This window comes from Amycolatopsis sp. NPDC088138, from assembly GCF_044741685.1.
Lineage (GTDB): Bacteria > Actinomycetota > Actinomycetes > Mycobacteriales > Pseudonocardiaceae > Amycolatopsis.
In genome coordinates this window covers 494,598-521,204 of record NZ_JBIUTB010000008.1, presented here as the reverse complement: position 1 = coordinate 521,204, position 26,607 = coordinate 494,598, and the positions used below count along the sequence as shown (strand labels likewise).

At 72.3% G+C, this 26,607-nt stretch carries 18 protein-coding genes; 7 read left to right on the top strand and 11 right to left on the bottom strand.

All coding sequences use genetic code 11. The features are described from left to right. Window positions 1-84: 84 nt before the first annotated feature. The gene (locus ACIOD2_RS43115; RefSeq protein WP_400551219.1) at window positions 85-1,407 is read right to left on the bottom strand and encodes an NtaA/DmoA family FMN-dependent monooxygenase; all 1,323 of its coding nucleotides are present in this window, start codon (window positions 1,405-1,407) and stop codon (window positions 85-87) included. A 1-nt stretch (window position 1,408) separates the two neighbouring features. Further along, window positions 1,409-2,326 carry a glycine betaine ABC transporter substrate-binding protein gene (locus ACIOD2_RS43110; protein ID WP_400551217.1) on the bottom strand — a complete coding sequence of 306 codons (918 nt, stop codon included), beginning with the start codon at window positions 2,324-2,326 and terminating at the stop codon, window positions 1,409-1,411. 366 nt (window positions 2,327-2,692) lie between these two features. Between ACIOD2_RS43110 and ACIOD2_RS43105 the strand changes: the two genes are divergently transcribed. The 6 genes from ACIOD2_RS43105 (at window position 2,693) to ACIOD2_RS43080 (ending at window position 10,408) form a co-directional block, all read left to right on the top strand. Next, window positions 2,693-4,594 (top strand): hypothetical protein, encoded by a 1,902-nt coding sequence (locus ACIOD2_RS43105; RefSeq protein ID WP_400551215.1) that lies wholly within the window; start codon window positions 2,693-2,695, stop codon window positions 4,592-4,594. Window positions 4,595-4,679: 85 nt separating this feature from the next. Beyond that, window positions 4,680-5,630 carry a hypothetical protein gene (locus ACIOD2_RS43100; RefSeq protein WP_400551213.1) on the top strand — a complete coding sequence of 317 codons (951 nt, stop codon included), beginning with the start codon at window positions 4,680-4,682 and terminating at the stop codon, window positions 5,628-5,630. Between the two features lie 137 nt (window positions 5,631-5,767). Then, window positions 5,768-7,810, top strand: coding sequence for a cellulose binding domain-containing protein (locus ACIOD2_RS43095; RefSeq protein ID WP_400551212.1), 2,043 nt, complete (start codon window positions 5,768-5,770; stop codon window positions 7,808-7,810). Window positions 7,811-7,950: 140 nt separating this feature from the next. Continuing rightward, window positions 7,951-9,468, top strand: a complete 1,518-nt coding sequence (locus ACIOD2_RS43090) for a DUF2235 domain-containing protein (RefSeq protein ID WP_400551210.1) — start codon at window positions 7,951-7,953, stop codon at window positions 9,466-9,468. A 62-nt stretch (window positions 9,469-9,530) separates the two neighbouring features. Continuing rightward, window positions 9,531-9,995 (top strand): hypothetical protein, encoded by a 465-nt coding sequence (locus ACIOD2_RS43085; protein WP_400551208.1) that lies wholly within the window; start codon window positions 9,531-9,533, stop codon window positions 9,993-9,995. Next, window positions 9,959-10,408, top strand: a complete 450-nt coding sequence (locus ACIOD2_RS43080) for a hypothetical protein (protein ID WP_400551207.1) — start codon at window positions 9,959-9,961, stop codon at window positions 10,406-10,408. The genes ACIOD2_RS43085 and ACIOD2_RS43080 overlap by 37 nt, the downstream gene beginning before the upstream one ends. On the opposite strand, the gene ACIOD2_RS43075 is transcribed toward ACIOD2_RS43080, so the two are convergent. Both ACIOD2_RS43075 and ACIOD2_RS43070 read right to left on the bottom strand, forming a co-directional pair. Next, window positions 10,384-11,343: a threonine/serine dehydratase gene (locus ACIOD2_RS43075; protein ID WP_400551206.1), complete on the bottom strand. Its 960-nt coding sequence runs from the start codon at window positions 11,341-11,343 to the stop codon at window positions 10,384-10,386. The genes ACIOD2_RS43080 and ACIOD2_RS43075 overlap by 25 nt on opposite strands. An 11-nt stretch (window positions 11,344-11,354) precedes the next feature. Continuing rightward, on the bottom strand, window positions 11,355-11,825 hold the full coding sequence (locus tag ACIOD2_RS43070) for a YdeI/OmpD-associated family protein (protein WP_400551205.1): 471 nt from the start codon (window positions 11,823-11,825) through the stop codon (window positions 11,355-11,357). A gap of 142 nt (window positions 11,826-11,967) precedes the next feature. Here ACIOD2_RS43070 and ACIOD2_RS43065 point away from each other — a divergent pair, with 142 nt between their 5' ends. Beyond that, window positions 11,968-13,194: a helix-turn-helix domain-containing protein gene (locus ACIOD2_RS43065; RefSeq protein WP_400551204.1), complete on the top strand. Its 1,227-nt coding sequence runs from the start codon at window positions 11,968-11,970 to the stop codon at window positions 13,192-13,194. A gap of 141 nt (window positions 13,195-13,335) precedes the next feature. On the opposite strand, the gene ACIOD2_RS43060 is transcribed toward ACIOD2_RS43065, so the two are convergent. The 7 genes from ACIOD2_RS43060 to ACIOD2_RS43030 are packed head-to-tail and all read right to left on the bottom strand — an operon-like array spanning window position 13,336 to window position 26,592. After that, entirely contained in the window at window positions 13,336-13,971 is a 636-nt protein-coding gene (locus tag ACIOD2_RS43060; RefSeq protein WP_400551203.1) for a cyclase, read from the bottom strand. A gap of 32 nt (window positions 13,972-14,003) precedes the next feature. Further along, window positions 14,004-14,351, bottom strand: coding sequence for a helix-turn-helix domain-containing protein (locus tag ACIOD2_RS43055; RefSeq protein WP_400551201.1), 348 nt, complete (start codon window positions 14,349-14,351; stop codon window positions 14,004-14,006). Between the two features lie 10 nt (window positions 14,352-14,361). Next, window positions 14,362-15,591 carry a lipase family protein gene (locus ACIOD2_RS43050; RefSeq protein WP_400551200.1) on the bottom strand — a complete coding sequence of 410 codons (1,230 nt, stop codon included), beginning with the start codon at window positions 15,589-15,591 and terminating at the stop codon, window positions 14,362-14,364. Between the two features lie 13 nt (window positions 15,592-15,604). Beyond that, window positions 15,605-16,585 carry an alpha/beta hydrolase gene (locus ACIOD2_RS43045; RefSeq protein ID WP_400551198.1) on the bottom strand — a complete coding sequence of 327 codons (981 nt, stop codon included), beginning with the start codon at window positions 16,583-16,585 and terminating at the stop codon, window positions 15,605-15,607. Between the two features lie 13 nt (window positions 16,586-16,598). Continuing rightward, window positions 16,599-18,188: an acyl-CoA carboxylase subunit beta gene (locus ACIOD2_RS43040; RefSeq protein ID WP_400551197.1), complete on the bottom strand. Its 1,590-nt coding sequence runs from the start codon at window positions 18,186-18,188 to the stop codon at window positions 16,599-16,601. Between the two features lie 2 nt (window positions 18,189-18,190). Continuing rightward, complete coding sequence (locus tag ACIOD2_RS43035) at window positions 18,191-24,895, bottom strand: beta-ketoacyl synthase N-terminal-like domain-containing protein (RefSeq protein ID WP_400551195.1); 6,705 nt, start codon at window positions 24,893-24,895, stop codon at window positions 18,191-18,193. Then, window positions 24,892-26,592, bottom strand: coding sequence for a fatty acyl-AMP ligase (locus ACIOD2_RS43030; RefSeq protein ID WP_400551194.1), 1,701 nt, complete (start codon window positions 26,590-26,592; stop codon window positions 24,892-24,894). The genes ACIOD2_RS43035 and ACIOD2_RS43030 overlap by 4 nt, the downstream gene beginning before the upstream one ends. Window positions 26,593-26,607: the final 15 nt, after the last annotated feature.

Here is a 26,607-nt window from a genome sequence, read left to right as displayed (position 1 = left end):
CGATCACGACATCACACGCCGGGAGCAGGCACAACGGGCTTTACCGGACCGTGACGACCACGGTCCACTGTGTCCGGACCCCTTTCACTGCCGGGTGCCGGGGCGCGCCAGCCCCAGGTGATCGCGCAGGGTCGGGCCCGCGTACTCGGTGCGGAACCGGCCCTTGCGCTGCAGGATGGGTACGACGTGGTCGACGAACGCTGTCAGCTCGTAGGGCAGGGTCGAGCCCATGATGGTGAAGCCGTCGACCGCGCCGGCGTCCTGCCACTCCATCACGTGCGTCGCCAGCTGCTCGGGCGTCCCGACGAAGTGGGACTGGCCCGCGCCGCTCTTGAGCTGCAGGGCCACCTCACGCAGGGACGCCTCCGGCTGCGCACGCGAGAGGGCGAACAGCTCCCCCGCGCGGCTCGACACGTTCGCCGTGCCGCTCCACAGCTCCGCGGGCAGTGGGACGTCCGGATCGAACCCGTCCGGGTCGAGACCCGCCGTGTACAGGATGTTCTGCCAGCGGAACTCCGGGCTCGCCAGCTCTTCCAGCCGCCGGGCCTTCTCCTGCGCCTCGGCCTCGGTGCCACCCAGCGTCACCATCAGGGCGGGGAGGACGAGCACGTGCGCGGGGTCGCGGCCCGCGGCGGCTGCCTGCGCGTGGAGCTCGGCCCGGAACGCGGCCGCCGCCTCCAGCGACGGCGGCCCGGAGAACACCAGCTCGGCGTACCGCGCGGCCAGCGCGATGCCGGCCGGCGACTGCCCGGCCTGGACCAGCACCGGCCGCCCCTGCGGCGAGCGCGGGAACGGCAGGACGCCTTCGACGTCGTAGAACTCGCCGTGGAAGCGGGGCGCGTGCAGCTTGGCGCGATCCGCCCACACCCCGCGCTCACGGTCACCGACCACCGCGTCGTCGCCCCAGCTGTCCCACGCGCGGGTCACGACGTCGACGAACTCGTGGGCCCGCGTGTAGCGGTCGGCGTGGTCCGGGTGGGCCTTCTCGCCGAAGTTCGCCGCGGCCAGCGGCGTGATCGTGGTGACGATGTTCCAGCCCGCGCGGCCGCCGCTGAGGTGGTCGAGCGTCGCGAACCGGCGGGCCAGCTCCCACGGTTTGTTGTAGGTCGTGGAGCCGGTGCCGATCAGCCCGATGTGGCTGGTGACCGCGGCCAGGGCTGAGAGCACCGAGATCGGGTCGAACTGCGTCTGCGGCAGGTGCGTGGCCCGGTACTCGGCGATGGCGATGTTGTCGGCCAGGAAGATCGTGTCCATCAGGCCGCGCTCGGCCGTGCGCGCGATGTCCGCGTAGTACGGCAGCCCGAGCACACCGCGGACGTCGTCCTCGACGACGCGCCAGGCGGACTCGTGGTAGCCGTTCGGCCAGATGAAGGCGTTGAAGTGCAGCTGTCCCGTGTTGTCCGCCATGTCAGGCCAGCCCCTGCTGCGACAGCCAGTCTTTCGCGACGTCCGCGGCTGGTTCGCCGTCGGAGTCGACGCGCTTGTTCAGCTCGCGCATGCCGTCGGTCGAGAGCTTCGCGCTCACGGCGTTGACGACGGCCGCGAAGTCCGCGCCTCGTGCGTCGAGCACCTTCTTGCTCACGGCCGGCACGACGTTCTCCGTGGGCACCATGTTCAGGTCGTCCTTGAGCGCGACGTACTTGGGGTCACCGGCCGACGGGCTCACCGAGTCCACCGGGATCACCGTGACGGCGCCGGAGTTCAGCTGCTGCACGCGCGGCCCGATCTCCTGGACGGTCTGGAACGACGCGTTCGTCAGCTTGTAGATGTCGGTGAAGCCCTTGAAGCAGGTCAGCCGCTTCTCGCACTCCGGGCCGCCGGCCAGGACGACCTTGTCGAGCTTCTTCAGGTCGCCGATGGTCGCGATGCCTTTCGACTGGGCGAGGTCGGCCTTGACGATGTAGGTGTTCTTGTCTTCGGCCGGCGCGTAGTCCAGCAGGCCGATACCGTCGGGCTCGAACAGCTTCGCCAGTTGGTCGTGCTCGCCCTTCGCGTCCTTGACCGGTTCCTTGCCGAAGCCGGTCGTGATCGCCGAGCCCTGGTACTCCGGGATGAACTGCAGCTCACCGGACTTGAGCGACGGGTAGATCAGCTCACGCGAGCCCAGGTTGAGCTTCCGGGTGACCGGATAGCCCTTCGCCTCCAGGGCGCCGGCGTAGATCTCGGCCAGGATCTGGCTGTCGGTGAAGTTGAACGACGCCACGACGATCGGCGCCCCGCCCTTGCCCGGCGCGGCCGGCTGATCGGTGCCCCCGCCCCCGCACGCGGTCAGCCCGAGGACGGCCACCGCCGCCGCGGTGATTCGGATGGTCCGGCTCCAGCGCACGTGCCCACACTCCTCTTTCCATGATCGAGACGAACGAACCCTAACCAGGGGGTACGACGAAACCCAGATGCTGGGACTTTGCCGGTCGCATAACCACCTTGGCCCGGTTTCGAAGGTTAGACGATCCGTGCTAACCTGTCAACACGGTCATGGGAGGTTAGGATCGTCGCCAACACCGGGCCGGGGCGCCCGCAGTTCACCTCACCATGACTTCGACTCTGCTACGAGCACATTGGTCCACAGTGGACAGTGAGCCGGTTTTGCTTGGGTGATGGGTGTTTTCGCCGTCGAAGGGGAATCTGTCTGAACCACTCGGAGTGATCTCCCGTGTGCAGTGGTGAGGTGGCGACCCGAGAGGAGGGGCTGATGCCCCACGTGCGCACGACCGGACGACACCGCAAACCGGCGACGATCGGACTCGTCGCCCTGCTGGGAGTCGCGGGGGCGACCGCCACGGCGATCGCCCTGAGCAGCCCGGCGAGCAACGCGGCGACCGAGAACTGCGCCGGCTTGGACACGGCGTTGCAGAACAACCTGGGCTTCATCGCGAGCCAGCAGGCGGCACCGGACGCCCAGTCCGCGGCCCGGATAGCCAACCGCAAGGCGGTGGTCGACCAGATCGAGCAACGGCGCCAGGCCGCGGGCTGTGAAGGAGCGGTGGCGGCGAACCAGGCGGCGGTCGACTGCGCGGCGGTGGCCGGAGCCGCCGACGGCACCGAGGTGGCCGAGCAGAAGGGCATGGCCGCGGACCAGAAGGGCGCGGCGGCGGACCAGGGCGCAGCCCAGAACGGCATGGGCGGCAAGAAGAACGGTGCCGCCAAGCAGAACGGCATGGCCGGGGCCGCCGAGCAGAACGGCATGGCGGACCAGAACGGCGCGGCCGCGAACGGCATGGCCAACGAGAACGGCGCCGCCGACCAGAACGGCGCGGCCGCGAAGAACGGTATGGCTGCCCAGAACGGCGCCGCTGAGAACGGGATGGCCGACCAGAAGGGTATGGCGGGCAAGAACAAGGCCGCGGATCAGAACGGCGCGGCCCAGAACGGTATGGCTGCCAAGAAGAACGGCATGGCCGAGAAGCAGGACGGCGCCGGTGCGGCCGACCAGAACGGCATGGCCGATCAGAACGGCGCCGCCGCGAACGGGATGGCCGACCAGCAGAACGTGGCGGACCAGAACGCCGCGGCCGACCAGAACGCGGCGGCCTGCGCGGTCGTCCAGCAGTGCCTGGCGCAGGAAGCCGCCGCCGTGGACGCCAACGGCATGGCCGGCCAGGAAGCGGTGACCGGCGAGGCCGGGGCCGCCGGCCAGAACGGCGCGGCTCAGAACGGCATGGCCAACGAGAACGGCATGGCGGACCAGAAGGGTGCGGCCGCGAAGAACGGTATGGCCGACCAAAACGGTGCCGCCGAGAACGGTATGGCCGACCAGCAGGGCATGGCGGGCAAGAACAAGGCCGCGGACCAGAACGGCGCGGCACAGAACGGCATGGCCGACAAGAACAACGCCGCCCAGAACGGCACGGCCGACAAGAACGGTGCGGCCGACCAGGACAGCGCGGCTCAGAACGGCATGGCCAACGAGAAGAACGGCAAGCAGAACGGCGCCGCCGCACAGAACGGCATGGCGGACCAGAACAACGCCGCCGACGAGAACGGTGCGGCCGACCCGAACGCGGCCGAGCAGCAGGGTATGGCGGCTCAGGACCTCGCCGCCGGGCAGGATTGTGCGGCTATTCTGCAGTGTGTTGCCGCTGCCGATCCCAACGCCGCCGCTGCCGAGCAGCAGCAGGGTATGGCGACCGGGCAGAACGGGGCCGGTGAGCAGCAGCAGGGCATGGCCGCCGAGCAGAACGGCGCGGCGGCGGACCAGGGCAAGGCGGCCGACCAGCAGGCAGTGGACCAGGCTGCGGCCGTTGCGGCCGACTGCGTCGCGCAAGCCGCCGGCGCCCAGGGCACAGGTGAACAGGCCACGGGTGACCAGGCCACCGACACCCAAGCCGCCGGTGACCAGGCTGCGGGGGACGTCGTCTGCCCCGGCTCGACCGTCACCCTCTCCGGTGAAGGCGGCACGCCCTCGGCGTCCAGCAACCAGTTCCCGGTCGGCACCATGCTGAAGGTCACCAACCTGGACAACGACAAGGCCATCACCGTCCCGGTGACCTCGACGTCCGGCAGCTGCGCGCTGCTGAACAACTCGGCGTTCAACCAGATCCACGAAGCCGGCAAGCAGCTCATCCGCAACGCGAAGATCCAGAAGGTCGGCTGACCAAAAACAACCAAGGGTGGGCACCGACCGAGGTGCCCACCCCGAGTTGTACGTCTCTTGTACGGCCACCTCCGACGATCAAGCCATGAAAACCACACTCAAGGCGGCGGTGGCCACCGTCGGGCTGGCCCTCACCGTCACCGGGCTGGCCGCACCCGCGGCGCAGGCCGCGTCGGCCTATCCGGTCACGACCACAGTGGACGGCCGGACCGTCAAGGACCCGGACGTCGCGGTCGGCGCGCAGCGGGTCGCGAACATGTACTCCGCCGGCACCTCGGTGACGCTGGCCTGCCAGGACACCGGCCCGGCCTACGGCGGCAGCAGCGTATGGGACCTCACCACCGACGGCCTGTGGATCCCCGACGCATACGTCAAGACCGGCTCGACGTCGATGGTCGCGCCGCAGTGCACGACACCGCACGCGTTCCCGGCGAAGGCGGACCTCAACGGCCGCGCGCACAAGGGTGACGCGTCGGACGCGGCGGGCAGCGTGGCGAACAAGTACCTGACCGGCGCTTCGGTGCCGGTGGTCTGCCAGGCCACCGCGTCGGACGAGATCTGGGACTTCACCACCGACAACCTGTGGGTGCCGGACCAGTACGTCAAGACCGGGACCGAGGGCTTCGTCGCCGGGGTGCCGCACTGCGACACCGACGGCCTCAAGCCAGGCGGCTCGGCGAACCCCGCGGACCCGCGGGCCGACAGCGCGATCGCGTTCGCCAAGGCGCGGCTGGGCCACACGGACTGGAACAACCAGTGCGAGCTGTTCGTCGAACGCGCCTTCGGCACCAGCGGCCGGTTCGCCTCCGCCACCACGCACTACCAGTGGCAGAAGAGCAACGGCCGGATCCACACCGGCTCGGTCGCGCCGGCCGGTGCCGCGGTCTTCTTCACGAGCACCACCAGCAACGGGCACATCATGCTCGCGCTGGGCGGCGGGGTCGCGATCAGCACCGGTCCGTCGGTCTACCAGACCAGCACCTACGCCCAGCGGTCCGACTACCTCGGCTGGGCCTACGTCCCGTCCAGCTGGTGACGGCGGTGCCGCGGCGGCCGGACGAGCCGCCGCGGCACACCCGGCGTTGACTTCCGGCGGTCCCGGTGGTTCGCTTTCTGGGAGCGCTCTCAGCCATCTGCATTCCGTTCGATCCAGGACGAGTGAGGATGGGTTCCATGACAGCTCCGCCACTTCGCCGCGCCACCCTGGCGGCGGTCGCCGTGCTCCTCGGGGCGCTGCCCGGGGTCACCCCGGCCGCGGCCGCCGAGCCGGACGTCACCGTCACCGTGAACGCGCGGGCGGGCCTGGCCACCGTGCCGGACACCGCGCTCGGGGCCAACCACGCCGTCTGGGACAGCCAGCTCGGCACCGACACCGTGGCGGACCTGCTCGGCGCCGCCGGCGTCCGGATGCTGCGCTACCCCGGCGGCTCCTACGGCGACATCTACCACTGGAAGGACAACACCGCGCCGGGCGGCTACGTCGCACCGGACACCGATTTCGACACCTTCATGGGCGGCGTGCGGCGGGCCGGTGCCCAGCCGATCATCATCGCCAACTACGGCACCGGCACCCCGCAGGAAGCCGCCGACTGGGTCCGGTACGCCAACGTCACCAAGGGCTACGGCGCCCGGTACTGGGAAATCGGCAACGAGCTCTACGGCAACGGCCACTACGGCGCGAACTGGGAAGCCGACGACCACGCCGACAAGAGCCCCACGGCCTACGCCAACGGTGTCGTCGCGTACGCCGAGGCCATGAAGGCCGTCGACCCGTCGGTCAAGATCGGCGCGGTGCTCACGACCCCGGCGAACTGGCCGGACGGCATCGTCGGTGACGGTGACGCCGCGTCCTGGAACCAGACGGTCCTGTCGATCGCCGGCCCGCACGTCGACTTCGCCGTGCTGCACTGGTACCCGAGCGGCGCGACGGCGGCGGACGCGCTGACCAGGACCGAGCAGGTCGGCGACATGATGTACGAGGTCCGGCGCCAGATCGGGCAGTACGCCGGCGCGGACTCGGCGCGGATCGGGATCGCGCTGACCGAGACCAACACCCCGGTCGGCATGAACACCCAGCCGGGCGCGCTGTTCGCCGCGGACACCTACGGCGCGATGCTGGAAAACGGCGTGTTCACCGTCGACTGGTGGGACACGCACAACGGCGCGACCCAGGTGTCCACTGTGGAGGGACAGACCGACTACGGCGACATGGGCCTGCTCTCCAGCGCGACGTGCCTGGGTGACGTCTGCGAACCGGCGCTCAACACGCCGTTCGCGCCCTACCACGGCTTGGCGATGTTCGGCCGTTTCGCCCGCCCCGGTGACCAGCTGGTGCGGACCGGGACGAGCGATCCGCTGGTCGCCGCGCACGCCGCCCGCCGACCCAATGGTGATCTTTCCGTGCTGCTGCTCAACAAGGACCCCGGGAACGCCCACACGGTCGCGCTCGACTGCGCCGGCTACACCCCGGCGGCCACGGCGTCGCAGGTGCTCACGTTCACCAACGGCGCGACGTCGATCGCGGGGACCGCGGGCGGCAGCAGCGCGAGCCGGACGCTGCCGCCGTATTCCCTGACCACCCTGGTGCTGCACCCGGCGACCGCGGTCACCGGCGCCCCGGCCGCCCCCGGCGCGGTGACGGCAAGCTCGGTCACCGACCGGACGGCGACGCTCACCTGGCCCGCGGCCGCGCCCGGCGGCCACCCGGTCGCGAAGTACGAGGTCTACCGGACCACCGGCGCGACCAGCGAAGAATGGGGCGAGACGCCCGGAACGTCGTTCACCGCGGGCAACCTGGTCCCGGGCAGCCGGTACACGGTCAACGTGCTGGCGAGGGACACCGCGGGCAAGGTCTCCTGGGCCTCGCCGCCGCTGACGTTCACCACGGGCACCCCGGCGCGCAGCGACTGCGCGGCGCGGATGTCCGACGTCACCGACTGGTCGAGCGGGTTCGTCGGCGGGGTGCACGTCACGAACACGGGCACCAAACCGGCACCGAACTGGACGCTGACCTTCACCTGGCCGACCGGGCGCCAGCACCTCACCGGCGGCTGGAACGGGACGTGGACGCAGACCGGGACCACCGTCACGGTCACCTCGGCCACGGCTTTGGCCCCGGGTGAGAGCGCCGACCCGGGCTTCACGGCCGACTACGGCGGCCCGAACATCCTGCCGACGTCGTTCACCCTGAACGGCGTCCTCTGCAGCACGTCCTGAGGACCCGGTGCCGGGCGGCGCGACCGCCCGGCACCGGTATCTCCGCGGCCGCTCACCGCCTCCTCCACCCGCCGGGGCTGTAACCACGGGAAAGATCGACGCGACTCCCCCAGCATCCCGAGCGGATCGAAGGTGGTCGGATGAGCGGGCCGGATACCCCGAAGCGGCATCTCGTCGTCTGCTGCGACGGCACGTGGAACACGCCTGACCAGCAGCAACAGGGCCAGCCCGCGCCGACGAACGTCGCGCGGATCCACAACGCCGTGGCCCGCGGGGACACGCAGGTGCGGTACTACCACCCCGGCGTCGGCACCGGGCCCGGGATGCTCGACCACCTCCAGGGCGGGCTGGTGGGCAAGGGCCTCTCGGAGAACGTCAAAGGCGCCTACGCCTGGCTCGCGCGCACCTACGAACCCGGTGACGCGATCTACCTCTTCGGCTTCAGCCGCGGCGCGTTCACCGTCCGCAGCCTCGGCGGGATGCTCGGCAAGTGCGGCCTGCCGCCGTCGCTCAAGACGGCCGGGCCGAACCGGTTCTGGGCCAAGGTCGGCGAGCTGTTCGACGAGGACTACCGCGCGGGCGCCGCCGCGGCGGCCGATGTCGTCCCGATCGAGTTCCTCGGGGTCTGGGACACGGTCGGCTCCCTCGGCATCCCCGACTGGCTGGGCCCGCTGAAGTTCTTCGAAGACCGGGCCGGGCACCTCCCCCGGTTCCACGACACCAAGCTCGGCGACCACGTCAAGCACGCCCGCCAGGCGCTCGCGATCGACGAGATGCGCGGCCCGTTCGCGCCGACCCTGTGGACGAACCTGGCCGGGATCGGGCCCGGGCGTACCGCGAAGCAGGTCTGGTTCCCGGGCGACCACAGCGACGTCGGCGGCGGGCACGACCGCACCGGGCTGTCCGACGGCGCGCTGAAGTGGATGATCGACGAGGTCGAGTCCGTGACGGAGCTGACCTTCGACAAGGCCATGGTCGACCAGATCAAGCCGGATCCCCAGGACGTGCTGCACAACTCGCTCCGGAGCGTGTACACGGTCCTGTGCCCGGCGCCGCGGGCCTTCCCGTTCATCACCCCCGGCTCCCCCGACCTCGCCCCGTCCGCCTGGGAGCGGCAGGCGGCACCGCCGATCACCGCAGGCCCCTACCGCGAGGGCCGCCGGCTCGCGGTCGGCGACTGCGCGACCGTCGACGTCTACGCCGGCAAGCCGTGGAACTGGACCGGCCTCTACCTGGAGCCCGGCGAGTACACGTTCAGCGCCGAAGGGACCTGGCTGGACGGGAAGGTCGCGCACCGCCCCGACGGCGGCGAAGCAACGTCCCGGCTCGACCTGCAGGACCTGCTGCACGCGCTGGCCACGACCTCGGCCTGGCTGCAGGCGCGGCTGGCCCAGCTCGACGAGAACGGCAAGGTGCGCTCGTTCGGCGGCCGCCGCTGCGAGGCCGAGCCGTGGATGGCGCTGATCGGCGCGGTGGCGGCCCAGCACCTCGACGAGCAGGACGTGCAGCAGCCCCACGACCCGTTCCTGATCGGCGGCGGCCTGGCGAGCTGGACCAACGGCAAACCGGGGTACTTCCACGCCTTCGCCAACGACAGCTGGCTCGGCTACACGGGCAACCGCGGCTCGGTCCGCCTGACGGTCCGGCGGCTCTCCTAGAACCGGCCGGTATCAGGGAAGTCCCCGATGCCGGCGCCGGCCCGGATCCCTAACTTCGGGGCATGATCCGACGGATGGTGCTGGTGTTCCTCGGCGCGGCGGCCGTGTGCCTGGTCCCGTGGACGGTCTACCTCGCCCACACGCTGCCCGACCGGTACGACACCGGCCAGTGGCGGACGACCTGGGTGGGCTTCGACGTCGCGTTGCTGTGCTGTTTCGCGAGCGGCGCCTGGCTGGGGCTGCACCGCCGCCGGGCCGCGGTGCCACTGCTCTCCGCGACCGCCGCGCTGCTGTGCTGCGACGCCTGGTTCGACGTCCTGCTCGACTGGGCCTCGCCCGACCGGTGGACGAGCGTGCTCCTGGCCGTGTTCGGCGAGCTGCCGGTCGCCGTGGTGCTGCTGGTCGCGGCGCGACGGCTGCTGGCCGGGACACCGCGGCGCGCGGTGTCCCCCCGGGACGTCGAGGTGCACACCGACCCGGGCACGGGCGGGTGCTGCGGGCACTGCCCGCCTCGGCGGACGGCCTGACCACCGCCACCGGCCGTCCGGCGGCCGAGATCGCGGCGTCGCTCGAGGTCCTGGCTGCGGGCGGTTACGCCGAGCGGCACGGGGACGGCGTCTGGCACGCGACCCCGCAGTACCTGCGCGAACCCCGGCCCGACGAGTTCGACGAGCCGCACCGCTCGCTGGTCGCGGCCTACCTCGACGACATGTACGAGCGGGAGCTGGGCCTGCTGACCTGGGCCGTGGCCCACCGCGAGGAGTTCGGCTCGTGGGCCAGGGCGCAGCGGGCGTCGGTCCGGGTGACCGAACCGCAGCTGCGGGAACTCGAAGCGGCGTACCGGGAAATGCTCGCGCCGTACTGCCACCAGCCGCGACGATCCGCGCCCGGCACCCGCGAAGTCGCCCTGCGGTTCTACGCGTTCCCCAGCCAGCGGTGATACGCGGGCAGGTCGACGTTGCTGCCGCAGACCAGGACGACCACGTGCCGCCCGGCGAACCGCTCGCGGTCCTCCAGGATCGCCGCGACGCCGAGGGCCGCCGACGGCTCGACGACCAGGCCGGCGTGCTCCAGCAGCAGCCGCATCCCGGCGATGATCGACTCCTCCCGCACCAGCAGCGCGTCGTCGGCGACGAGGAGCAGGTCGTCCAGGACTTCCGGCAGCGGCAGCCGGCCTGCGACGCCGTCGGCGATGGTGCTGGTCGAGTCCGTGGTGACGACCCGCCGTTCACGCCAGGACAGCGTCATCGCCGGCGCGCCCGCCGGCTGGACGCAGAGCACGTCCACCGCGGGGGCGCGGTCCTTCAGGACGTGGCCGACGCCGGTGGCGAGCGCCCCGCCGCCGAGGGCGATCAGCACGGCGTCGAACGACGGCGTGGTGTCGGTCAGCTCCAGGCCGATGGTCGCCGCGCCTTCGCACGTCTCGATGTCCAGGCTGTCCTCGACCAGCCGGATCCCGCGCTCCCCCGCGATGGCCACCGCCCGCTCGCGGGCCGTGTCGAAGTCGCCGTCCACCAACTCCAGCTCGGCGCCCAGGGCGCGGATGCGGTCGAGCTTGGCCGCGGGCGCCGACCGCGACGCCACGACGGTGACGGCCACGTCCCGGTCCCGGGCGGACCAGGCGAGGGCCTGGCCGAGGTTGCCCGCGCTGGCGCACACCGCGGCCGGCTCGGCCAGGCCGTTCACGACCAGCTCGGTGCCACGGCCCTTGAAGCTGCGCACCGGGTTCGCCGTCTCCAGCTTGACGCTGACCCGGCAGCCGAGCGCGCGCCCGAGCGCGTCGCAGGGGTAGAGCGGGGTGTCGAGGAAGACCGGGTCGATCACCCCGCGGGCGGCTTCGATCCGGGCACTGTCGAAGCGGGTTTCCGGCGGCATGGACGAGCCTCCTACGGCCGGGGCCGTTGCTTGGTCCCGGCCGCGAGCAGGCCGGTCACCTCCGCGATCCGGGCCGCGCGGACGTCCGGGCGGCCCTTCGTCCCGTCGATCCAGCGCAGGTACGCCTTGCGGTAGAACTGGGCCAGCGTGTCGAAGAACGCGCCGGCCGCCGGGTCGGCCTCCAGGGCCGCCGCGATGTCGTCGGCGAGGTCACCGCGCTGCGGGCCTTCCGGGGCCAGCACGACCGTCACCTCGTCGCCGACCGCCGTGGCCGTGTCGCGCAGCCACAACGGCGTCACGGTCAGCTCCCAACCGCCGTCGCGCGAGGTCAGGCGCCCGCGGACGCGGCGGTCCCCGATCGTGCCGCCGACCGGGTGGTCGGCCTTCGCGCCCCACTCCACGTCCGGGTCGAACGGCACCGTGATGACGCCGGCATCGCGTGGACCAGCGGTGATGACGGCCTCGAACCGCTGCGCACCCATGCCCCGATCGTCGCACACGACGAGCCTTTAGCAGCGGCGCAACAACCGCGTCGCCGGGATTCATCACCTCACCTCAGCCCGGACCGCCCGGTTTGCGTCGTCGCGATACCCATGAGTCCATGGCCGGGGAAGGAGCTCCGGCATGAGCGAACCGGCGGAGACGGGCAGCCAGGCCCGGACGCTGTGGGTGTCCCTGCCGGGCGAGGTCGCCCGGCGGTTCCGCCCGCACGCGGACAACCTCGGCAAGAAGATCCTCGAAGCCATCCAGCGTGAGGTGCCCGAGTACGCCAAGCCCCTCGAAGGCGGGTTCGGCACGGTCATCATCAAGGCGATCGAAGAGGCCGTCATCGGCTCCATCGACAGCATCGGCGGCCGCCCACCCGGCCGGCACAAGTGGGACGAGCTCTTCCGCGAGGTGGGCCGGGGCGTCCACAAGGGCGGCGGCAGCCTCGACTCGCTGCAGGCCTCCTACCGCGTCGGCGGCCAGGCCGCCTGGCGCTACATCGCGGCGTGGGGCCAGCGCACCGGCATGCCCACTCCGATGCTGTGCGTCTGCGCCGAAGCCATCTTCGCGGTGATCGAGGAGATCTCCTCGTATTCGGTCGAGGGCTACACGGTGGCCCAGACGCAGGCCGCGGGCACCCTCGAACGCCGTCGCCGCCGGCTGCTCGACCTGCTCCTGGCCACCCCGCCCTCACCCCCGAAGACCGTCGCCGCGACGGCGGAGGCCGCGGGCTGGCCGCTCCCGGAGCGGGTCAACGCCGTGGCCCTGCAGTCCCCCGCCGACCGGCACCACGACGACGAGCCGGGCCCTTCGCTGCCCGCGGACGTCCTGGTCGACCTCGAGAGCACGCAGCCGTGTCTCCTCTCCGCCAACCTGGAACGCGACCTGCGGCTCCTGCAGCCGGCGTTGCGCGGCTGGCACCTGGCGGTCGGGCCGCGGGTGCCGCTGGCCGACGCGGCGACGTCGCTGCGGTGGGCGTCCCGGACGCTGCAGCTGGTGCGGGAGGGCGTCATCGACCCGGCGCCGGTCGTGCACAGCGCCGACCACCTCAGCACGGTGTGGCTGATGCACGACGACTTCCTGCTCGCCGAGCTCACCCGCACGGCCCTCGGCCCGTTCACCGGCCTCACCGCGAAGCAGCAGGACCGGCTCGGCGAGACGCTGATGGCGTGGCTGGAGGGGCGCGGCAGCACCCCCGAGATCGCCGAGGTCCTCAAGGTCCACCCGCAGACCGTGCGGTACCGGCTCAACCAGCTGACCGAGCTGTTCGGCGACCGGCTCAACGACCCGGCGCAGCGGCTGGACATGCAGCTCGCGCTGCACGCCCACCGCCTGCGGGGCACCCGGCCGCTCGACGTCGCGTGAACGGGCCGTGGGGGGGGGGGGGGGGGGGCACCCCCCCCCCCCCCCCCCCCCCCCCGCCCCCCCCCCGCGCGGGGGGGGGGGGGGGGGGGGGGGGGGGGGGGGGGGGCGCCCCCCCCCCCCCCCCCCCGGGCCCCGAACCGGTCAGCCGATCGTCGTGGTGGTGAAGATCGGGCTGGGGTTGGGGAAGCAGGCGGTCGGGGCGGAGATGTCGAAGATCTGGTTGACCACCGAGGTGAACGTGAGCCCCGGGTCGCTGTAGCTCGTGCCCGCCAGCTTCGTCTGGATGGTGCCCGACGTGCCGGCCTTCAGGTGGAACGTGATGGTCGGCAGCTCGAACGCGGCACCACCGGCGATCGGGCCCGCGAAGCTGAGCGTCGCGACCCCGCCGGAGACCGAGATCGTCGGCGTGCCGGAACCCAGGCCCGAGCCGCCGGACAGCGCCGAGCTGACGTACGTCGAGTTCGCCGGCACCGGCAGCTTCAGCGCGAAGTTCTTGACCTGCTTGAGCTTGAACCCCGCGACCGTGGCCGGCACGGTGTTCGGCGCCGGGTCGACCACGATGTCGAAGGCGGCGCCCGGCGCGACCGTGGCCGGCGCGGTGACGTCGGTGCCCTGGGTCAGGTTCGCCTGCTGCGGGCCGACGATCGGCGCGTTCGCCTGGCAGTCCAGGTTGACCGGGACGACCGCGGCGGACGCCGGTGCCGCGAGCGCCGCGGCGGCCGCGCCGGCGACCGCCAGCACGCCGAGGGAACGCCGGGCTGTGGTGGACTTCGTCATGGTGACCACTCCTTTGTGGATGGTGACGGAACCTAACGAACGGAGAAACGTCTTGCCGTGCGGGCGATCTCGAGCAGTTCGGCGTACTCGACCAGCCGGGTGCGGTCCACCTCGGCCAGGCACTGGTAGAGCCGGAGCAGCCGCGCGGGCTCGGACGGCGACCCGGCCGGCTCCTCGAGGAAGTAGCCGACCGGGCGCCGGTAGAGCGCGGCGAGGGCCTTCAGCTCCAGGCTGTCGACCTTGCGCGTGCCCGCTTCGATCCCGGAGATCGCCGACCGGGGCACGCCGAGCCGGCCGGCGACGGCGCGCTGGGTCAGCCCGTGGCTTTCGCGGCACGCGCGCAGCCGCGCGGCCAGGTCCTGCTGCTGCTCGTCGTGCACGTGCGGCCGGTCAGCAGTTGGACGGGGCTGCGTCGCCGTTGAACCGCTTGACGATCCACTGGTGCGCGTCCCCGTTGCCGGCGAAGATGCCGGACAGGTGGTCGGAGACGTAGGTGTTCCACTGCTCGCGCACCCCGGCGGCGCAGTAGGTCTTGTGCAGCGCGTCGGCCTGCGGGGTGTTGACGATCTCGTCGGTGCTCGCGTGGTACTGGAACACCGGCACGCGCGGCGGGTTCGCGCCGAGCTTGTTCTGCGCCAGCCGCGCCTTCCACTGCGGGGTGTCCAGCGGGTTGGTCGTCGTGTAGTCGCTGATCTTCTTGAACGGGTAGTTGGTCAGCAGCTCGACGACGCAGGCGTTCTGCTTGGCGTCGTTCAGCTGCTGGCGGCCGGTGTCGTTGAGGTAGGAGTCGAGCTTCAGGTCCGGGTACGCGGCGTCGAGCCCGACCGCGGCGAAGGCGAGGAAGCCGAAGCCGACGAAGCCGTCGAGGCCCTTGGCGACCTCGGTCAGATCGGCCGGGACACCGCCCGCCGCGACGCCGACCAGGTTCAGCTCGGGTGCGTAGTCAGGCTGCTTCTCCCCCGCCCACATGGCACCGCCGCCGCCCTGCGAGTAGCCCTGGAAGATGACCTTGGCGGTCTTCGAGAGCTTCGTCGGCGTGAGCCGCTGCGCGGCGCGGACCGAGTCGATCACGGCCGGGCCCATCGACTGCCCGGTGATGTAGGTGGGCACGGTCGTCGGCGAGTAACCCTCGTAGTCGGTGACCGCGACGGCGTACCCGCTGGCGAGCGAGTCGTTGATGGCCGGCTGGTCGTACAGCGTGCCGCGCTCGATCGCCTTGGACGGCGTGCACTTGAACGCCGGGCCCTGCGTGCCGACGCCGTAGCCGATGATCGGCGCCTTCGCCGGGTCGACGCCCTTCGGGACCAGGATGGTGCCGGTCACCGCGTCCGGCCGGCCCTGCCCGTTGGTCGAGAGGTACATGACCTCCCAGGCGTCGGCGTTGGCGGCGTTCATCAGCGGCACCGACGGGCGCCAGCGGATGACGTCACCGGGCTGCCCGGCCGGCAGCGGGGCCGGGGCCTTGTAGAAGGAGTCGTCGAACGGCCCGGGCAGGCCGACGGCGGCGGGAGCGGCGGCCGGGGCCGCGGTCGCCGGGGAGCCGACGATCGCCACGCCCGCCGCCAGCAGCGACAGGCTCAGCAGAGCGAGGAGTACTTTGCGTTTCACCGAAACCTCCATCGGGAAAGGGTTTTCACGCGGGCAGGCCGAGCGCGTTCGCGAGGATCGGCCAGGAGTTGTGCAGGGCGCGCTGCCAGTACGGCCAGCTGTGGGTGCCGGGGCCGTAGTAGTCGACGGTCGCCGGGATCCCCTGCGACTTCAGCTTGTCCGTGAAGCTCTGGGACGTCAGCAGCGCCGACGGTTCCAGCGGGTCGGACTGCCCGGGCGGGTCGAGCGGGCCGGTCTGGCCGTTGCCGCACGAGAGGTAGAGCGCGGTACCGCGCAATGCGTCGGTGTGGTCGTAGGGGTTGTGCGCCGACCAGATCGGCCAGGTCGCCACCTCGTCACCCCAGAGGTCGAAGAAGTTGTAGAACCCCGCCCGCGCCAGGATTCCCTTGATGAAGCCGGCGGTGCCCGGGAAGAGCGTGTTGGGCACACCGCTGTAGGACGCCGCGGCGCCGAACATTCCCTTGTGCTGGAAGGCGTACGCGAGCGCGCCGTACCCGCCGATCGACACGCCGGCGACCGCCCGGCGCGTGCCGCCGTGGTAACCGCGCTCGACGATCTGGCGGACCTCGGCGGTGTGGAACGTGTCCCAGTCGGGGGTGCTCTTCAGGCCGAAGTTCCACCACTTGGTGTACATCCCGGCCGCGCCGTCGGTCGGCATGACCACGATCGCGTCCTTGTCCGCGGTGAACGCCTTGACGTCGGTGAACTGGTCCCAGGACTTGTAGTCCACCGGCTCGCAGCAGCCGTGCAGCAGGTAGAGCGTCGGCCAGGTGCGCGTGGGCTGCGCCTGCCAGCCCGCCGGCACGATCAGCCGGACCATGCCGGTGGTGCCCAGCGCCGGTGAGCTGATCTTGAGGTCGACGGTGCGCGCGTCCAGCCACGTCTCCTGGGTGACCTTAGCGCCGTCGTCGGCGGTGACCGGGGCCGCGGCGGCCACCGACGCCGTGCTCGCGCCGATCAGCACGGCCGTGAGCAGGGCCGCCAGTCCGGCCCGCTGAAGCTTCATCGGTACTCCGTTCTCACAGGGGGATGTTCCCGTGCTTCTTCGCCGGCAGGGTCTGCCGCTTGTTCCGCAAGGTGCGCAGCGCGCGGGCCACCTGCAGCCGGGTCTGCGACGGCGCGACGACCTGGTCGACGTAACCGCGTTCCGCGGCCAGGTAAGGACTTGCGTGGCGCTCGCGGTACTCCTCGGTGAGGCGGCGACGAGCGGTGGCCTGCTCCGCCTCGGGCAGCCCGGCGAGTTCGCGCCGGTGCAGCACCTGCACCGCGCCTTCCGCGCCCATCACCGCGATCTCCGCGGTCGGCCAGGCCATGTTGACGTCGGCGCCGAGGTGCTTGGAGCCCATCACGGCGTACCCGCCGCCGTAGGCCTTGCGCGTCACCACGGTCACCTTCGGCACGGTCGCCTCGGCGTAGGCGTAGATCAGCTTCGCGCCGCGGCGGATGATGCCGCCGCGTTCCTGGTCCGCGCCGGGCAGGTAACCGGGGACGTCGGCGAGGGTGAGCAGCGGGATGCCGAAGGCGTCGCAGAACCGCACGAACCGCGCGGCTTTTTCGGACGCGTCGATGTCGATCACGCCGGCCTGGTGGCGGGGCTGGTTGGCGACGACCCCGACCGAGCGGCCCTGGATCCGGGCGAACGCGCAGATCATGTTGGGCGCGAAGGCACTGTGGATCTCGGTGTAGTCGCCGTCGTCGACCAGCCGGGTGATCACCTCGGTCATGTCGTAGGCCTGGTTGAGCGAGTCCGGGACGATCCGGTCGAGCTCCAGATCCGACGTGGTGAGCTCGGGTGCGGTGTCGTCGGCGTATTCCGGGGCGGGGTCGAGGTTGTTCGAGGGCAGGTAACCGAGCAGGGTCTGGACCCACTCGATCGCGTCGTGCTCGTCGACGGCCCGGTGGTGGGCGTTGCCGGCGACCTCGCTGTTGGTCGCCGCGCCGCCGAGCTGTTGCGCGGTCACGCGTTCGCCGGTCACGGCGTGCACGACGTCCGGGCCGGTGACGAACATGTGCGAGGTCTCGTCGACCATCACGGTGAAGTCGGTGATGGCGGGCGAGTAGACCGCGCCGCCCGCACACGGGCCCATGATCATCGAGATCTGCGGGATCACGCCGGACGCGTGGGCGTTGCGGCGGCCCAGTTCCGCGTAGTAGGCCAGCGAGACGACGCCCTCCTGGATCCGCGCGCCGCCGGAGTCGTTGATGCCGACGACCGGGCAGCCGAGCGTCATGGCCAGGTCCATCACCTTGAGGACCTTCTCGCCGAAGACCTCGCCCATGCTGCCGCCGAAGACGCTGAAGTCCTGGGAAAACAGGCAGATCTGGCGTCCGTCCACAGTGGCGTTCCCGGTGACGACGCCGTCGCCGTACGGGCGGTTGGCGTCCATCCCGAACTCGGTGCAGCGGTGCCGGGCGAACTGGTCGAGCTCGACGAACGAGCCCGGGTCGACCAGCAGGTCGATCCGTTCGCGGGCGGTCAGCTTGCCCTTGGCGTGCTGCCGGTCGATCGCGCGCTTCTCGGCGATCCGGACGACCTCGTCCTGGCGTGAGGCCAGGTCGGCGATCCGGAAGGACGTCGTCGGCGCGAAGGAGAGGTCTTCGAGCGTCATCGTCATCCCTTTCCTGCGTGCAGTCCGGTGAGCACGGCGGACAGGGCGTCCGCGATCACCGACACGTGCGGCGGGTCGATCATCGAGAGGTGGTCGCCGGGGACGCGGACGATCTCCAGGTCCGCGCAGTGCGCGTCCCACCCGAGGGGGTCGTCGGTCCGCAGGTACCGCGGGTCGAGCGTGGTCGTCAGCGGGTGCGGTTCCTGCGCGCGCAGCAGCAGGACCTTCCCGGCGTACGGTCCGGGTTCGTAGCGTTCGGCGACCCGGGCGTCCACATAGGACGTGTACTGGTGGTGCAGGACCCCCTGGCCCATGCCGGGCACCTGGGCGGCCAACCGGCTCATCACGAGCCGGATCTGGTCGTGCTCGCCGAGCTGCTCGAGTTCGGTCCGGGGGATCTCCAGCGGTACGCCGTAGGTCAGCTCGATGTGTTCGGCGAACCGGTCGAAGCGATCGAGGAGCAGGTCTTTGGTCTCGGGCGCGGGCAGCGGCAGGATGGTGTCGATCATGAAGACGACGTCGACGCTCTCCCCCGCCGCGGTCAGGCGCTTGGCCGTCTCGTAGGCGAGGCAGCCGCCGAAGGACCAGCCGCCCAGCCGGTACGGCCCGTGCGGCTGGATCTCGCGCAGGAGCTCGACGTAGCAGGCCGCCTTGCCCTCGACGGTGTCCTCTTCGTCGATCCGCTCGAGACCGTAGGCCGGTTGTCCTTCGGGCAGCAGGCGGACGAGCTCCTGGTAGACGCTCGTCGGGCCGCCGGCCGGGTGGAACAGGAAGACGGGGTCGGCCGCGACGCCGTCGCGCAGCAGCCGCACCGGGCCGCCGCCGAAGCCCTCGACCTCCGCGCGCACCAGGTCGGCCATCGCGGCGACGGTGGGCGTGGCGAACAGCCGGTCGGCGTCGGGGACGTCGTCGAGGTCCTCGGCGAAGGCTTCCCGCAGCCTTTTCGCTTGGTCTTGGTTGCCTTTGAATTCGTCGTAGACCCCCGGTTCCGGCCCGCCGAGCACGGCCTGCCAGTGCCGGGCGACCCACCGTTCGGCGGGGTCCCGCGGCCCGAGCACGGCGTGCCGCGGCTCGGCCGGTGCCCCCGCGCCGAACCCGGCCTGCTCGGCGAGGTGCCCGGCGATCTCGGTGAGGCTCGCACCGCGCAGCAGCAGGGGGACGGGCAGCGGCAGGCCGAAGTCGCGTTCCACCGCGCCGCGGGCCCGCATCGCCATCAGTGAGTCCAGCCCGAGACTGGTGAGCGGCGCGTGCCGGTCGACCTCACCCTGGGGGAACCCCATCAGCCCGGCGACGAGGGCCGCCAGGTGGTCGGTCATGGCTTTTCGTGCCTGCTCGGGCTTTTCCGCTCGCAGCGCGGCCATGCCGTCCCAGGTGGACGGTTCGCTGGTCTTTTCGGCCGGGACGAACAGCCCGAAGAACGGGCGCTCGGCGAGCCGGGGGAACAGCGCCAGCACGGTGTCGATGTCCACGCGGGCGACGCCGGTCGCTTCGCGATCGCTGCCGAGGATCACTTCCAGGGCGTCGAGGGCTTCGGCGGTCCCGAGCGGTTCGAGCACGGGATTCCGGCTGCCGACGGCGGCGCCGGCTTCGCCCCAGGCCCCCCAGTTGATCGTCGCGGCGGGCAGCCCCCGCCCCCGGCGCCAGGCGACGAGGGCGTCGACCCAGGCGTTGGCGGTGGCGTAGGCGGCTTGGCCCGGGGAGCCGAACAGCGCGGCGGCGGAGGAGTAGACGAGCCACCAGTCGAGGTCGTGACCCGCGGTCGCTTCGTGCAGCCGCCAGGCACCGAGGGCCTTGGGACGCCAGACACTCTCGACGGCTTCCTTTTCGAGGGCGATCGCGGCCCCGTCGGCGAGGGTTCCCGCTGCGTGCAGCACCCCGCGCAGGGGCAGGTCCCCGGCCGCGGCGACGAGTTCTTCGGCGGTGCCGGGTTCGGCGATGTCTCCGGTGACGATCCGGATGTCGACGCCGAGGTCGCGCAGGAAGTCTTCGGTGCCGGGGGTGGGGCCGCGACGTCCGGACAGGATCAGCCGGGTGGCGCCGCGCTCGGCGAGCCACTTCGCGGCGACCAGGCCGAGGCCGCCCAGGCCGCCGGTGATGAGGTAGGCGCCCTCACGAACGACCAGACTCCGCAGCGTCTCGGCGGAGGCCGGGCAGTCACCATCCCGCTCCGCGACGCCGGCACCGGCCGAACTCCGCAGCACCTCAGCGGAGCCCGGGCGGTCGCCATCGCGCTCCGCGTCACCACCGACCAGACTCCGCCGCGCCTCAGCGGACGCCGGACGGCCGCCATCCCGCTCCGCAGCCCCACCGACCAGACTCCGCAGCACCTCGCCGGACGCCGGGCTGTCGCCATCCCGCTCCGCAGCCCCACCGACCAGACTCCGCAGCACCTCGCCAGACGCCGAGCGGCCGCCATCCTGCTCCGCGACGCCACCGGCCGAACTCCGTGGCATCGAGGCGATCGCCGGGCGGGTGCCGTTCCGGGCGCTCGAAGTCCGCGGTATCTCGGCGAGGGTCGGGCGCACCAAGCGGCGGGTGTGGCGGATGCCTTCGCGCCAGGCGATCTCGTCGTCCGGGGCGTCCGCGCGGACCTCGTCCCGCAGCTGGGCCACCCACAGGCGCGCGGGGTCCGGCTCGGCGTCGAAGTCCAGGTGGGTTGCCCTCAGCTCCGGGTGCTCGAACGCCAGTACCCGCACCAAGCCCCGCAGCGCGGCCAGCTCCGGGTGACCTGTTTCGCCCGGCTCGACCGCTGCCGCGCCTGCGCTGACCAGCCACAACCGTGGTGGCGTCGGCATGGACGCCAGCTCGGCGGCCACCCCCGAGAGGGTCAGGACCAACGCACCGGCCCGCGACGGATCCGGCGTGCCCAGCTCGGCCGCGCAGCCGACCATGGCCAGTACGCCGGTCACCTCGCCGGAGCGGAGCACCTTCGCCAGGCCATCGCGGTCGCCCAGGGCAACCGTGTGAGCGGAGTTGCGCAAGCTGGCCAGCCACGGCTGCTCGGTGTCCAGGAGCACGACCCAGCGGTGCGTCCCGTCCACGTCGGCGGGCGGCAGCTCGGACTGCTCCCATCCGGCCTCGAAGACCAGGCTCGGCAACGTCGGGCGCTGGAACCGCCGGCAGTAGACGTCCCGGAACTCGACCAGCACCGCACCCCCGGCGTCGACGAGCTGGACGCTGCCCAGCAGCCCGTCACCCGACTCGTCGACCGAGTCGAGGACGGCGTCCACCCGGACGCCACCGCGAGGGTCACCGGCGAGCGTGACCTCGCCGATCGTCAGCGGCAGGTACAGGCCCACGGCGTCGCCCAAGGCCTCGCCGGTCGTGGCGGCCAGTGCGTGCAGGCAGGCGTCGGCGAGCGCCGGGTGCAGCCGGTACGCGGGGTGGTCCCGCGCCTCCGGCGGCAGCGCGATCGACGCCGACGCGCGGCCGGGTGCGGCCACGACTCGCCGCAGGCCGCGGAACGCCGGGCCGTAGCTCTGGCCCAGGTCCTCCAGCGCCCGGTAGAGGTCGACGGCTTCTCCGGTCACAGCGCCGAATGGGGTCAGGGAGGGTGAACCGTCGAGGACCCGCGCCGTGGCGTGGCGGACCCAGCCGTGCGCGGACTCGGCGTGGATGCTGATCTCCCCGCCGGCCAGGCTCGTGGTCACCTCGGTGTGCTCGTCCAGCGACAGCACCTGGTGCAGTTCCAGGTCACCGATCCGGTCGCCCGCGGCGAGCGCGAGTTCGAGGAAGCCGGTCGCCGGGAACAGCGGCACGCCCATCGCCGCGTGGTCGGCCAGCCACGGCAGCTGCGCCGTGCCGACGTCGCCGCGCCACAGGTGCAGGTCGCCGCCGGGTTGTTCGATGTGGACGCCGAGCAGCGGATGGGCGCCCGCGGCGGGCCGGCGCGAAGGCCAGAACCGCTCATGCCGCCAGACCGGGCCGGGCAGGTCGACCGGCGCCGTGCGCGGGCCGTGGTCCAGCACGCCGGGCCGGCCGAGGACGTGCAGCCGGGCGAGGCTGGTCAGGAACGCGACGCGCTCGTTGATCTTGCGGCTGCCGGTGGGCAGGCCGATCGCCGCGCCGCCGGTGGTCTGCTCGACCGCGGCGAGCGCGATCGGGTGCGGCGAGATCTCGACGAACACGGTGTGGCCGTCGTCCGTCGCCGCCGCCAGGGCCTGGGTGAACCGCACCGGACGGCGCAGGTTCGCCGCCCAGTACTCGACGTCGAACGACGGCGTCTCATGGGGATCGTCGAGAACGCTGCTGTAACAGGGGATCTCGGCCTGACCGGGCTTCAACCCGGCCAGGTCGGCGCGGAACCGGTCGAGCACGGCGTCGACGGCGGCCGAGTGCCCGGCCCCGCGGACCGGGAGCCGCCGGGCGAGCCTGCCGAGCTGCTCGACGTGCGCGACCAGCGCGTCGACCTGGTCGGCGTCCCCGCTGACCGTGCACTGAGTCGGCGACGCGTACACCGCGACCGTGACGTCGGGGAACTCGGCCAGCTCCGCCGGGGACAGCTCGACGACGGCCATCGCGCCGGTGCCGGCCGCGTCGACCTCGGCAAGGAGTCGCGCGCGGGTGGCCATCACGCGCAGCCCGTCCGTCACGTCCAGCGCGCCCGCGACGACGGCCGCGGCGACCTCACCCATCGAATGCCCCAGCACGGCGGCGGGGACGACCCCGTGCGCCCGCCACAGCCCGGCCAGCGCGGTCTGGATGCCGAACAGCGCCAGTTGCGTCGCCCCCAGGTCGGGCAGATCCTGTTCCCCCGCAAGGACTTCGCGCAGCGAGAACCCCGCTTCGGCGCGGAAGGCGGGGTCGAGCGCGTCGATCTCGGCGCGGAACGCGGGTTCGGTCCGCAGCAGCTCACGGCCCATCTCCGGCCACTGCGAGCCGTAACCGGAGAAGACGAACACGACGTCGGTGCGTCGCCGGGCTTCGCCGGGGGTGACATCGCGCAGTGCGGCCACGAGAGCTCCGCGGTCCTCGGCGACGACGGCGGCCCGGACGGGCAGGTGCTCACGCCGGGTCGCGAGCGTCGACGCGACGGCGCCCAGCGGCACGGACCCTCCCTCGGACGACTCCAGCCAGTCCGCCAGCTCAAGAGCGCGGGCGCACAGGACGTCGGCCGAACGGGCCGAGAGTGCGAAGATCCGCGGGCCGTCGGCGCCGGCGCGAGGCGGGAACGCCGCGGCGGGCCACTCCTCCAGCACCACGTGGGCGTTGGTCCCGCCGAACCCGAAGGCCGAGACGCCGGCGCGCGCGGTGCCCGGGTACCGCGGCCAGCCGGTGCCCGCCGCCACCACGCGCAGGCCGAGGCCGTCGAAGTCGATGTGCGGGTTGGGCTCGTGGTAGTTCAGGCTCGGCGGCAGCCGCCGGTGCACCAGGGCCAGCACCACCTTGATCAGTCCGGCGATCCCGGCCGCGCCTTCGAGGTGCCCCAGGTTGCTCTTGACCGAGCCGACCAGCAGCGGGCGGCCGGGTTCGCGCCCGGCGCCGAGGACCTCGCCCAGCGCCCCGGCTTCGATCGGGTCGCCGAGCAGCGTGCCAGTACCGTGCGCCTCGACGTAGTCCACGGAGGACGGATCGACACCCGCGACGGCGTAGGCGTCCCGCAGCAACGCCGCCTGGGCGTCCGGGTTGGGGGCCATCATGCCGTTGGAACGGCCGTCCGAGTTGACGGCGCTGCCGCGGATCACCGCCAGCACGCGGTCGCCGGCCGCCCGGGCGGCTTTCAGCGGCTTGAGCACGACCACGCCGCAGCCCTCACCGCGGGCGATCCCGTCGGCGCCGGCGTCGAACGGCTTGCAGTGCCCGTCCGGCGCCAGCACCCCGGCGCGGTGGAAGTTCGCGGTGATGCCCGGTGACAGCAGCAGGTTCACGCCCGCGACCAGCGCGGTCTCGCTCTCGCCGCGGCGCAGGCTCTGCACCGCCTGGTGCACCGCGACCAGCGACGACGAACACGCCGTGTCGAGGGTGAGGCTCGGGCCGCGCAGGTCGAGCAGGTACGACAGCCGGTTCGCGGTGATGCTCGCCGCCGCGCCCGTGCCCGACCAGGCGTCGATGCCGGTGACGTCGGTCATCGTGAGGTAGCCGTACTCGCTGGCCGACAGGCCGACGAACACGCCGGTCCGGGTGCCGCGCAGCGAGCCGGGCGGGATGCCCGCGTGTTCCAGGGCCGCCCAGGTCACCTCCAGGAGCGTCCGCTGCTGCGGGTCCATCGCCTCGGCTTCGCGGGGCGTGATGCCGAAGAACGCGGCGTCGAACCCGGCGACGTCACCCAGGAACCCGCCGCGACGCGGCAGTCCGGCGAGGGCTTCGGCCGGGGCGAAGGACTCCCAGCGGCCCTCGGGGACCTCGCCGATGCCGTCGGCGCCCGCGTCGAGGAACCGCCAGAACTGCGCGGGCGACTCGACACCGCCGGGCAGGCGGCAGCCGACGCCGACGATCGCGATCGGCTCCCCCGCCGCCATCGGCACCGGCGCGGCCTGGACAGCGTCCACTGTGGACAACGACGCGACGAGTGCGGTGATGCTCGGGTGCTGCCACACGAAGGTCGCCGGGAGGGAGCGGCCGAGGAACCGGCCCAGGTCGCCGGTCAGGGTCATCGCGTCCCGTGAGGACAGTCCGGCTTCCTGCAACGGCCGATCGGGATCCACCGGCCCGGAGGTGATCTCGGCGACTCGCTCGACGAGCCACGCCCGGATGGCGTCCGGAGTCATCGCGGCCACCGGCCGTCCAGGTAGGACGTCCGGCACAGCGCCCGGCTGATCTTGCCGCTGGAGGTGCGCGGCACCTCACCGGGCGACAGGACGACGACGTCGTGCAGCCGCAGGCCGTGTTCGGCCGACACCGCCGCGCGCAGCTCGCCGACGGCGACCTCCGCGTCGGAGTTCTTGGCCTGTTCCAGCACGACGACGGCGACTTCGCCTTCCTCGTGCGAGATCGCGAACGCCGCGGCCGAGTGCAGCCGGACGGCGGGGTGCGCTTCGACGGTCTGCTCGATGTCCTGCGGGTAGTGGTTGCGGCCGTCGACGATCACGAGGTCCTTCAAGCGGCCGGTCATGTACAACTCACCTTCGAACCACACGCCGAGGTCGCCGGTGGCCAGCCAGCCGTCGCCGAACGTCGCCGCGGACGCGCCGGGACGCCGCCAGTAGCCCTGGCCGACGTTCGGCCCGCTCACCCGGATCTCGCCGACTTCGCCGTCCGCGACCGGTTCGCCGTTGGTGTCGACGATCCGGATCCGCTGGTCCACCGGCCGGCCACAGGCGACGAGCGTCGTGCCGGTGGCGGCCGGCACCGCGAACCCCTCGGCCAGGCGGTCGCGGTCGAACGTGACCTGGCGCGAGGGCGTGCCCGCGTCGGTCACCGAGACGAGCACCGTCGCCTCGGCCAGTCCGTAGGACGCCCGCTGGACCTCCGGCCGCAGCCCGCACTCGCCGAACGCGTCCTGGAACTTCGCGATCGTCGCGGGCAGGACCGGTTCGCTGCCGTTGATCAGCGAGACGACCCGGCTCAGCTCGAGGTAGCTCTTCTCGTCTTCCGTGACGCGGGAAGCGCTGTAGGCGTAAGCAAAGTTGGGGGCCGCGCTGATCCCGCCGGGGCTGGCCGAGAGCGCCCGCAGCCACCGGCCGGGCCGCTCCAGGAAGGCGAGCGGGTCCATCAGCACCGAGGTCAGGCCGCCGAACATCGGCGCGCCGATGCCGAGGATCAGGCCCATGTCGTGGAAGAGCGGCAGCCAGCTGATCGTCGACGTCGTGCCGGACTCGGCGCCGTAGGCGGTGCAGCACTGCCGGGCGTTGGACAGGACGTTGTGGTGGGTCAGCATGACCCCGGCCGGCGAGCGCGTGGAACCGGACGTGTACTGCAGGTACGCCAGCTCGTCCGGCGCCGGGCGGTGCCACTCGTGCTCGCCGGTGACCGGCGGCAGGGTGTCGACGGCCACGAGGGCGGCGTCGACGTCGAGGGTGCCGAGGAAGCCGGTGACCTCGCCGGTCAGGTCGGCGGTGGTGAGCACGACCTGCGGCGCGCAGTCGGTGAGGGTCGCGGCGAGGCGGCCCGCGTGCCCGGGCAGGTTCGGCGTGAACAGCGGAACGGCGACCAGGCCGGCGCGGATGGCGCCGAGGAAGGCGACCACGTAGTCGGCGGACTGCGCGGCCAGGACCGCCGCGCGCTCCCCCGGCGCGGCGAGGGTGCCCAGGTGCGCGGCGACGGCGCCGACCCGGTCGTCCAGCTCGCGCCAGGTGAGGCTCACCGCGCGGCCGCCGGGGCTCGTGCGGTAGTCCAGGAAGGTCACGGCGACCTCGTCACCCAGGCGCTGGGCCCACCGGCCGAGCAGGGTGGCGAAAGAATCGCCGTCGAGTGCGTCACCGTCGGACGCGGGCAGCGCGAAAGCCGTCCCGGAAATGGTTTCCATAGCCCCTCGCCAATA

What these genes read in the sequence shown, in the direction of transcription:
- ACIOD2_RS43035 (WP_400551195.1), bottom strand. Translation starts at nt 24,895, where the DNA reads ATGACTCCGGACGCCATCCGGGCGTGGCTCGTCGAGCGAGTCGCCGAG.
- ACIOD2_RS43095 (WP_400551212.1), top strand. Translation starts at nt 5,768, where the DNA reads ATGACAGCTCCGCCACTTCGCCGCGCCACCCTGGCGGCGGTCGCCGTG.
- ACIOD2_RS43090 (WP_400551210.1), top strand. Translation starts at nt 7,951, where the DNA reads ATGAGCGGGCCGGATACCCCGAAGCGGCATCTCGTCGTCTGCTGCGAC.
- ACIOD2_RS43060 (WP_400551203.1), bottom strand. Translation starts at nt 13,971, where the DNA reads ATGACGAAGTCCACCACAGCCCGGCGTTCCCTCGGCGTGCTGGCGGTC.
- ACIOD2_RS43100 (WP_400551213.1), top strand. Translation starts at nt 4,680, where the DNA reads ATGAAAACCACACTCAAGGCGGCGGTGGCCACCGTCGGGCTGGCCCTC.
- ACIOD2_RS43045 (WP_400551198.1), bottom strand. Translation starts at nt 16,585, where the DNA reads ATGAAGCTTCAGCGGGCCGGACTGGCGGCCCTGCTCACGGCCGTGCTG.
- ACIOD2_RS43115 (WP_400551219.1), bottom strand. Translation starts at nt 1,407, where the DNA reads ATGGCGGACAACACGGGACAGCTGCACTTCAACGCCTTCATCTGGCCG.
- ACIOD2_RS43085 (WP_400551208.1), top strand. Translation starts at nt 9,531, where the DNA reads ATGATCCGACGGATGGTGCTGGTGTTCCTCGGCGCGGCGGCCGTGTGC.
- ACIOD2_RS43050 (WP_400551200.1), bottom strand. Translation starts at nt 15,591, where the DNA reads ATGGAGGTTTCGGTGAAACGCAAAGTACTCCTCGCTCTGCTGAGCCTG.
- ACIOD2_RS43070 (WP_400551205.1), bottom strand. Translation starts at nt 11,825, where the DNA reads ATGGGTGCGCAGCGGTTCGAGGCCGTCATCACCGCTGGTCCACGCGAT.
- ACIOD2_RS43075 (WP_400551206.1), bottom strand. Translation starts at nt 11,343, where the DNA reads ATGCCGCCGGAAACCCGCTTCGACAGTGCCCGGATCGAAGCCGCCCGC.
- ACIOD2_RS43040 (WP_400551197.1), bottom strand. Translation starts at nt 18,188, where the DNA reads ATGACGCTCGAAGACCTCTCCTTCGCGCCGACGACGTCCTTCCGGATC.
- ACIOD2_RS43105 (WP_400551215.1), top strand. Translation starts at nt 2,693, where the DNA reads ATGCCCCACGTGCGCACGACCGGACGACACCGCAAACCGGCGACGATC.
- ACIOD2_RS43065 (WP_400551204.1), top strand. Translation starts at nt 11,968, where the DNA reads ATGAGCGAACCGGCGGAGACGGGCAGCCAGGCCCGGACGCTGTGGGTG.
- ACIOD2_RS43030 (WP_400551194.1), bottom strand. Translation starts at nt 26,592, where the DNA reads ATGGAAACCATTTCCGGGACGGCTTTCGCGCTGCCCGCGTCCGACGGT.